Genomic DNA, 8,355 nt, shown 5'->3' with positions numbered 1-8,355 from the left:
AAAACATTTGGTAAAGAAATCGGTAAACATCAACTAGTACAACAAATGATCGCTAAAATGTCATCAAACCTAGAAATCTCACGTCTATTAGTCTATAAAGCTGGCTGGTTAAAAAATAATGGAAAACGTAACACTAGAGAAACGTCACTGGCAAAATGGATTTCTTGTAATGCAGCAAATGAAGCAGCAAATGATGCTGTACAAATTCATGGTGCATATGGATTTTCAAATGAGTTCCCGGTAGAGCGTTATTTAAGAAACTCAAAAGCACCAGTAATCTATGAAGGAACAAGAGAGGTTCATACAATTATGCAAGCAGAATATGAACTTGGTTATAGAGAAGATAAAATTTTAAGAAAAATGCTACCAACTTGGCCATTTGAAGAAGTTAATGTAGAGACTATTAAATCATAATGGAATAATTTTAGTCAGCTAATGGATAGCTAGTTAGATAGGATGATCGTTCAATTTAATTGCATAGTAGAAGGGAGTGCTTAGCAATGAAAATTAGTGGAGGAAAAGCAGTCGTCAAAGTTTTAGCAAAGGAGAGGGTAAAAAATGTTTTTTGTGTACCCGGTGAGAGTTATCTAGGAGTAATGGATGCGTTATATGAGCATCCAGAAATTAAGTTGATTTCAGCTAGGCACGAAGGTGGAGCTTCGTTTATGGCGGAAGGCTATGCGAAAGCATCTGGTGAAGTAGGCGTCTGTATGGCAACTCGTGGAGTAGGAGCTTCGAACCTGGCGATTGGCATTCATACTGCTAGTCAGGATTCTACGCCGCTAGTTGCGCTAATTGGACAAGTGGAGCGCCCATTTAAAGAAAAGGAAGCATTTCAAGAAGTCAATTTAGTAGGGATGTTTAGCCATTTATGCAAATGGACAGTAGAGATTGATCGAGTAGAACGAATACCAGAACTTTTACATCGTGCATTTCATATTGCTCGTTCAGGTCGCCCAGGTCCTGTGTTAGTTGCATTACCTCATGACATGCTTGAAGACACTGCCGAAATGGTGGAGAGCACGGTGTATCAGCCTCAGCCAACTCGCCCAAATAAAGAGAGCGTTCTTCAAGTAGTAGAAATGATTCAAAACGCAAATCGTCCGATTCTTATAGCAGGCGGAGGGGTAATTCGCTCGCAAGCTGTTCCATTACTAGTTAAATTTGCTGAAACTCTTCAAATACCAGTCGTTACTGCATTCCGTAGATTTGATGCATTTCCAAACTCTCATTCTTGTTATGCGGGCTGGCTTGGCTTTGGGACTCCGAAGTATTTACTTGAAGCGATTGACAATGCAGACTTGGTTATCGCACTAGGTACAAGATTTTCACAAGTAGGAACGCAAGATTATTCATTGCTTTCAGGAAAAGGAAAACTGATTCACATTGATATTTCAGAGGATGTAATAGGAAAAGTTTACGCTCCTTCTTTAGCAGTAACAGCTGATGCGAAAGCTTTTTTAGAGGATGCAGTAACAGCTTCCTTATCAACACCATTATCTTCAGATGAAATGCATGTAGAAAAGCTGCATAGCGAATACATGAACTTTTCAAAGGCGAAGGAAGATTACACAGACGAATATGTAGACATGGATGGATTTATGTATGATATCGTATCGCATCTTCCAAAAGATACGATTATTACGAATGATGCAGGGAATTTCTTTGGATGGCTTTCTCGATATTATCGCTTTGAGCATGAAAATACATATGTAGGACCAACATCTGGAGCGATGGGATATGGGTTACCTGCTGCGATTGGTGCAAAACTAGCACAGCCACATAAAACAGTTGTTTCCTTCTCAGGAGATGGGGGATTCATGATGACACTGCAGGAAATCGAAACAGCAGTGCGCTACAACATTCCAGTCATTTCAATTATAGTGAACAACAATTTGTATGGAACAATTCGTACGCATCAAGAAAAACATTTTCCAGATCGAGTTATTGGAACAGAGCTATCTAACCCGAATTTTGCTGAACTTGCAAAATTGTTTGGTGCATTCGGACAAAAGGTCGAAAAAAATGCTGATTTTGCACCAGCGCTACAAAGGGCACTTGCATCGGGTCGTCCAGCTGTGATCGAAGTTGTAACAAATCCAAAAATTTTATCTGTTGGTCAAGATAAGTCTAAATTGAATTTACTTTATAGCAAATAAAATAGATTGCTAAAAATGGGCTCTATTAGTATAAAAATAATCTAATTGGGGGAAAAGACATGCGTTTTGCAAACTATATTAATGGACAATGGAAACAACCCACTTTAGGGGAATATCGGGAAAATAATAGCCCACATAATGGAGAGTCATTAGGCGAATTTCCTTCAAGTTCTGTTGAAGATGCACGAGAAGGTATTCTTGCTGCCAAAACGGCCTTTCAGTCGTGGAAGAAACTTTCATATCAACAACGAGCTTCATATCTTCAAAAAGCAGCTGATATATTAAAAGAAAGAGTCCATGAAGTAGGACGTGATCTAGCGCTAGAAGAAGGAAAAACACTTGCAGAAGGTATTGGTGAAACGCAGCGAGCGATCAGTATTCTTGAATATTTTGCAGGAGAAGCTAGACAGCCGGTTGGAGAAGTGATTCCTTCGGGTAATCCAAATACATTCTTATATACAACTCGTACACCAATAGGACCAATTGGATTAATTACTCCTTGGAATTTTCCTATTGCAATACCTGTATGGAAAATGGCGCCAGCACTTGTTTACGGAAATACGGTAGTTATTAAACCAGCGGATTTGACACCAAAATCAGTATATCATGTAATAAAAGCCCTTGATGAGGCTGGTATTCCAGCAGGGGTTGTAAATTGTGTATTTGGTCGAGGATCGGTTGTTGGAACTGAATTAGTTGAACATCCATATATTAAAGCGATTTCTTTTACAGGTTCAAATCAAGTAGGAAATCAGATTCAGCAGAAGGCGTCAGCAAAAGGAAAGAAAGTTCAGATGGAATTAGGTGGAAAAAATCCACTGATTGTTCTTGCCGATGCAGATATCAAAAAAGCAGTTGAAATAGCTGTAAGCGGTGCTTTCAGATCTACCGGTCAAAAATGTACAGCAACGAGTAGGGTCATTGTCGAAGAGTCAATTTATGAAGCATTTCGTGACAGACTTGTAGAACGTACGAAGACATTAAAAGTCGGTAACCCACTCGATGAAGATACATATGTTGGTCCTGCGGTATCTCAAACACAACTAGACAGCGTGCTCGCTATGATTGAAGCAGGAAAAGATGAAGCCACTTTATTATATGGTGGTGAAGTTCCAGCGGAAGATGAACTGAAAAATGGGTTCTATGTACAGCCTACTATCTTTGAAAATGTCTCACCTGATGCTCGTATTGCTCGAGAAGAAATTTTCGGACCAGTTATAGCGCTCTTTAAGGTGAAAAACTATGAAGAAGCGGTAGACATGGCGAATGATACTGAATATGGCTTAAGCGCAGCAATTTGTACAAATAATTTTACAATCGCACAGCGTTTTGTAGAAGATATTGAGGTTGGACTAGTACACATAAACAATGAGACAGCAGGATCGGAGCCACAAGTGCCTTTTGGCGGCTGCAAAAGTTCAAGTACTGGTTCACGTGAACAAGGAAAGACAGCAATAGACTTTTATACACAGGTGAAAACAGTTTATATGGATCAAATGTAATAGGTTCGGTTTTCATAAAATAACAAGAGGGGGTGTCTCATTAGTCGCATGGGACGCTCTCTTTTTTTGTAAAAATACTAAAGAGGGGGATCACGGAGGCGGTTTTCATTTAATTTTATAGCTTTTTTTAAAATTAATTCCAGCGTAGATTGAACTTGACACGATACTGCTTACCTATTCGAATATTTCTAAATAAAAGATGGTGCCCTTGTACATTTAGACACCATCTTTTATTTGTAACTCTCTATTTATAGAAGTCTAATTCACTACAATACTTACGAACTAATCTTGCTGCTTTTGACTGACTAATCTCTAAGTCTTCTGCTACTTTTCTTGTATTTCTATATTTTGTATAGGAATTAATCACAATGTTTTTCTCAACTTCCTCTAGTGAAGCGATAAGCGAACAATCGCTAATTTCTTCTTTGGTTGAACTTTCCTTTTTATTTTCAATTAACAGGTCAGTCAAATCCTCAACTTTTATAATGCCATCACTAGTCACGACGAGGCTTTCAAGCATATTTTCTAATTGTCGTATATTTCCCGGCCATGAATAGTTGTAAAATGTATTCAAAGCTTCTTCAGAAATGATCGTATTTAAGTGGTGTTTGCGATTAAACTCTGATAGGAAATGATAGGTTAGTGGAATGATATCTTCTTTTCTTTCTCGTAATGGTGGAATCTTTATATTAACGACATGAAGGCGATAATATAAGTCTTCTCTGAATTCCTTATTTTGCACCATTTCATATAAGTTTCGATTTGTTGCAGAAAGGATACGGATATTGACTTTTTTAGATTGTTTGCCTCCAACAGGCATAAATTCAAATTCTTGAATAACTTTTAGAAGTTTTGCTTGAACTTTTGGTGATATATCTCCAATTTCATCTAAAAATACGGTTCCACCGTCTGCAAGTTCTAAAAGTCCCTGTTTGCCCCCCTTTGTTGCCCCAGTAAATGCCCCATCTCTATATCCGAAAAGTTCTGATTCTAGTAGTTCTTCAGGAATAGTTGCACAGTTTAAAGATAAAAAAGGAGCTTTACTTCGATTGCTCTTCTGATGGATATATTTTGCGATTACGCCTTTTCCTGTACCAGATTCACCTTGAATTAATACGGTTGCATCTACTTTAGCAACTTTTTCACAAATTTTAACGATATTACTCATTTCCTTGTTATTTGTAATGACATTGTTTTTATAAATCGCAGCTTGATCAGCTTCGTTACATTCCTGTTCATCAGGTATGTATAAGTCCTTATAGCTTGCATCTTGTGAAGTTGTGATAATTAGCTCAATTTCTTGCTGATCATTTAGTAACGGAATTGCAGTTGTGATGATTTCTTTTCCTACATAACTTATTTGTTTCATTATGACTGTTTTCTTTTCTTTCAGTAAGCGTGGGAGAATAAGTGGTTTCCAATATTCTTTTGAAATTAATTCATCGTTTGATTTTCCTACTACGTCCTTCAGTTTGATTCCATAATGTCTTTCACAAGCTTTATTCATGTACACAATACGGGCATCTTTATCAAGTACATAAAATTCATTAGGAGAATTGTCCAAAATCTTATGTAGGATCTCATTACTAATCTCAATTTTTTTCTTGTCATTTGTAGTATTCGTCAAAACGTATACCTCCTCTGAATCATTGTTAATCTAAAAATTAGTAAGTTGAGTTAAAATTGACTGAATTGAGTAAATTATAAGACAATTAGATTGATTTGGAAATAGATAAATAGTGTTATCTCCTTTCGTAAAAGGTAATCCAAAATTGGCACAAATCTTGCTTAACTAAATTAATAAAGGATGGATTCAGTTTCAAATGAAATCCAAATAATGATAAAGCTAAAAGGAGGAATCATTATTATGTCTACAAGGGAAACACATACTTTACAAACTTCATTGCCGTATAAAAATTATGTGAGCCAAGAGGTGTTCGATACGGAGAGAAAAAAGATTTTCAGTAAAAATTGGATCTTCGTAGGTCACACTAGTCAGGTTAAAAACGTTGGTGACTTTTTCACGTTTGAAGTTGCTGGTGAATCGATTTTGGTTACACATGCTAATGATGGTAAAATACGCGCTTTTTATAATATTTGCCCGCATCGTGGTACAAAAGTGGAGCAAAGTGATTCAGGAAATAAAAAAGTCCTACAATGTATTTATCATGGATGGACCTTTAAATTAGATGGTCAAGTCAATCGAGCACCAAACTTTAAAAATATTGATCTAGGAGAATATAACTGTTTGAAATCGATTCAATTAGAAGTACATCGCTCGATGATATTTGTTAACTTAAATAGGAAAGCTCTAGCATTTTCTGTTGAATATGGAGAGTTAGTAAACGAACTAAGTCGTTATCCTTTTATGGATTCATTAAAATTAGTAAAAGAAAACCGTCGTCTGATTAAGGCAAATTGGAAAGCTGTAGTTGATAATTTCTTAGAGTGCGATCATTGTCCAGTTGCACATCCATCATTTTCAAAAACATTTGATTTATCCAATTACAGCATTGTGCCTTGTGATAAATTCTCATACCAGTGTTCAAATGTTAAAGACCAAGATGATAGCTTAACACGGTTCTACTGGATTTGGCCAAATATGATGTTGAGTGTATTTCCTGGAAGTGGAAATATGACAACAACACAACTGATTCCAATAGATGCCAACCAAACGCTTGCAGTATATCGCTATTTCTTTATGAATGAAGAAATTACAAAAGAAGAAGAGGAAATGATTAAATTTGTGGATCAAGTGCGAGAAGAGGATTTTGATTTAGTAGAGTTATTACAAACTGGTTTACATTCTCAAGCATTTGAAAATGGTATTTTTTCTCCTACAGAGAATGCGATGCAACATTTCCATGAGATGATTAAAGAAGCGATCGGTTAAGTTTTAGTTTAATATTTTGAAAACGTTTTATTTCTAGCTATTATCTTAATCTATCAACTGTATTTTTCATATTTATCTAGTCCCAGGAAATAGAAGGAGAGGGTATCAAATGAAAAAATTACTGTATTTATTAAGTGCAGTACCAGCAATTGGATCGCTCACAGTTATTAATAAAGTTGAGCCATATGTTCTAGGAATGCCATTTGTTCTCTTTTGGACGATTCTATGGGTTTTTCTTACATCTATCTTTTTATTAGTCGTAAATAAACTGGATCCTGCTAATAAGGGAGGGGATGAATAGTGAATGCGGCATTAATCGTAATTCTTGGCTTTTTAGCTTTATCGATTTGGTTAGGTTTACAAGCACGTAAAGGTAAAGAGATGACTTTTGAGCAGTGGTCAATTGGTGGACGAGGCTTTGGATCACTATTCGTTTTTCTTTTACTGGCTGGAGAAATGTTTACGACATTTACTTTTATGGGGGCATCGGGAAGTGCCTATTCGTTTGGAATGCCAGCAGTATATGCTTTTAATGCCTTTTATTTTGTTGTAGCTTATTGGCTATTACCTCCTGTTTGGAAGTATGCAAAGGAAAATAATGTTGTGTCACAATCTGATTTTTATACAAAAAAGTATAATAGTTCAGCGCTTGGAGTTCTCGTTTCAGTCATAAGTATCATTTCTATTATTCCATATTTGACAATGCAGCTAAAAGGGTTAGGTATTATTGTTTCAGAGGCTTCTTACGGAAAAATCTCGCAGAGTATGGCTATAACAATTGCTGTAGTTGCAATAACAATTTATGTAACAGTTTCGGGGATTCATGGTTCAGCTTGGACTGCTGTTATTAAAGATACGCTGATTTTATTTGTTGTCATCTTTGTAGGAATTTATTTTCCTGTACATTATTATGGTGGTTTTCAGTCAATGTTTGAGGCGATTCAAACTGCAAAACCTGATTTGATGATATTTCCCAAAAAAGGTCTAAGTGTCTCTTGGTTTATTACAACTAGTATCATGTTAGCTCTTTCGTTCTATATGTTTCCTCATATGCTCATGGGGATTTTCTCTTCAAAGAGTGCAAAAGCACTTCGCTGGAATGCTGCATTTATGCCAATCTATCAAATCATAATTGTCTTTTCTTTATTTGTTGGATTCGCTGCTATTCTTCAAGTTCCATCATTAAAAGGTGGAGATGTAGATTTAGCATTATTTAAACTCGCGAAGATATCATTTGATCCTTGGTTTGTGGGTGTCATTGGCGCTGCAGGAGCTTTAGCTGCACTTATTCCAAGTTCATTAGTATTAACATCCGCTGCCACGATCCTCTCTAAAAATGTTTACAAAGCATTGAAACCAAATACAACAGACGATCAGCTTGTTAAATTAACTAGGGTTTTAGTCCCTATACTTGCGCTAGTAACACTCTACTTTACGTTAAACGGTGGAAATACAATTATGACTCTGTATATTATGGCATATAGCTTTATGGCGCAGTTATTCCCAGCATTGTATTTTAGTCTTTGGAAAAAAAATCCGGTAACAGTTCAAGGAGCGGCCACAGGCATCATAGTTGGAGTTGCTGCAGTTACTTATTCCACCACAACTGGCACAACGCTAGCAACTTTGTTTCCAGCGTTTCCTCATGTCATACAAGATATCGATGTTGGTTTAGTTGTAATGGTTATTAATTTTGCTGTCACGCTAATAGTCAGTAAAGTGACTAGAAGACCTAAGTTTGTAGTAGAAAAGAATGACCGCATCCTTACTAATTTTCGAGAAAATGTATAAAGGTGTATTT

7 protein-coding genes are annotated in these 8,355 nt (G+C 36.4%); 6 read left to right on the top strand and 1 reads right to left on the bottom strand.

The window, feature by feature from the left end:
- From CN925_RS20410 to CN925_RS20400, 3 genes are all read left to right on the top strand, one after another.
- The coding region (locus CN925_RS20410) for an acyl-CoA dehydrogenase family protein (RefSeq protein ID WP_286138562.1) at positions 1–414 on the top strand (414 nt) is incomplete at its 5' end.
- 86 nt (positions 415–500) lie between these two features.
- Entirely contained in the window at positions 501–2,159 is a 1,659-nt protein-coding gene (locus tag CN925_RS20405; RefSeq protein WP_098848639.1) for a thiamine pyrophosphate-dependent enzyme, read from the top strand.
- 59 nt (positions 2,160–2,218) lie between these two features.
- Positions 2,219–3,661 (top strand): aldehyde dehydrogenase family protein, encoded by a 1,443-nt coding sequence (locus tag CN925_RS20400; RefSeq protein ID WP_098848638.1) that lies wholly within the window; start codon positions 2,219–2,221, stop codon positions 3,659–3,661.
- Between the two features lie 244 nt (positions 3,662–3,905).
- Here the strand turns inward: CN925_RS20400 and CN925_RS20395 are convergent, their stop codons facing one another.
- Positions 3,906–5,288 carry a sigma-54 interaction domain-containing protein gene (locus CN925_RS20395; RefSeq protein WP_098848637.1) on the bottom strand — a complete coding sequence of 461 codons (1,383 nt, stop codon included), beginning with the start codon at positions 5,286–5,288 and terminating at the stop codon, positions 3,906–3,908.
- A 240-nt stretch (positions 5,289–5,528) separates the two neighbouring features.
- Between CN925_RS20395 and CN925_RS20390 the strand changes: the two genes are divergently transcribed.
- The 3 genes from CN925_RS20390 to CN925_RS20380 all read left to right on the top strand — a co-directional run bounded on the left by CN925_RS20390 (position 5,529) and on the right by CN925_RS20380 (position 8,345).
- Entirely contained in the window at positions 5,529–6,554 is a 1,026-nt protein-coding gene (locus CN925_RS20390) for an aromatic ring-hydroxylating oxygenase subunit alpha (RefSeq protein ID WP_098848636.1), read from the top strand.
- Positions 6,555–6,663: 109 nt separating this feature from the next.
- Entirely contained in the window at positions 6,664–6,855 is a 192-nt protein-coding gene (locus CN925_RS20385; protein WP_098848635.1) for a DUF3311 domain-containing protein, read from the top strand.
- A complete protein-coding gene (locus CN925_RS20380) occupies positions 6,855–8,345 on the top strand; it encodes a sodium:solute symporter family protein (protein WP_098848634.1) in 1,491 nt (496 codons plus the stop codon). Before CN925_RS20385 ends, CN925_RS20380 begins: the two co-directional genes overlap by 1 nt.
- Positions 8,346–8,355: the final 10 nt, after the last annotated feature.

It is taken from the genome of Bacillus sp. AFS055030 (assembly GCF_002574545.1).
Lineage (GTDB): Bacteria > Bacillota > Bacilli > Bacillales > Bacillaceae_G > Gottfriedia.
This window is presented reverse-complemented; position numbering and strand designations above follow the sequence as displayed.

What these genes read in the sequence shown, in the direction of transcription:
- CN925_RS20405 (WP_098848639.1), top strand. Translation starts at nt 501, where the DNA reads ATGAAAATTAGTGGAGGAAAAGCAGTCGTCAAAGTTTTAGCAAAGGAG.
- CN925_RS20400 (WP_098848638.1), top strand. Translation starts at nt 2,219, where the DNA reads ATGCGTTTTGCAAACTATATTAATGGACAATGGAAACAACCCACTTTA.
- CN925_RS20390 (WP_098848636.1), top strand. Translation starts at nt 5,529, where the DNA reads ATGTCTACAAGGGAAACACATACTTTACAAACTTCATTGCCGTATAAA.
- CN925_RS20385 (WP_098848635.1), top strand. Translation starts at nt 6,664, where the DNA reads ATGAAAAAATTACTGTATTTATTAAGTGCAGTACCAGCAATTGGATCG.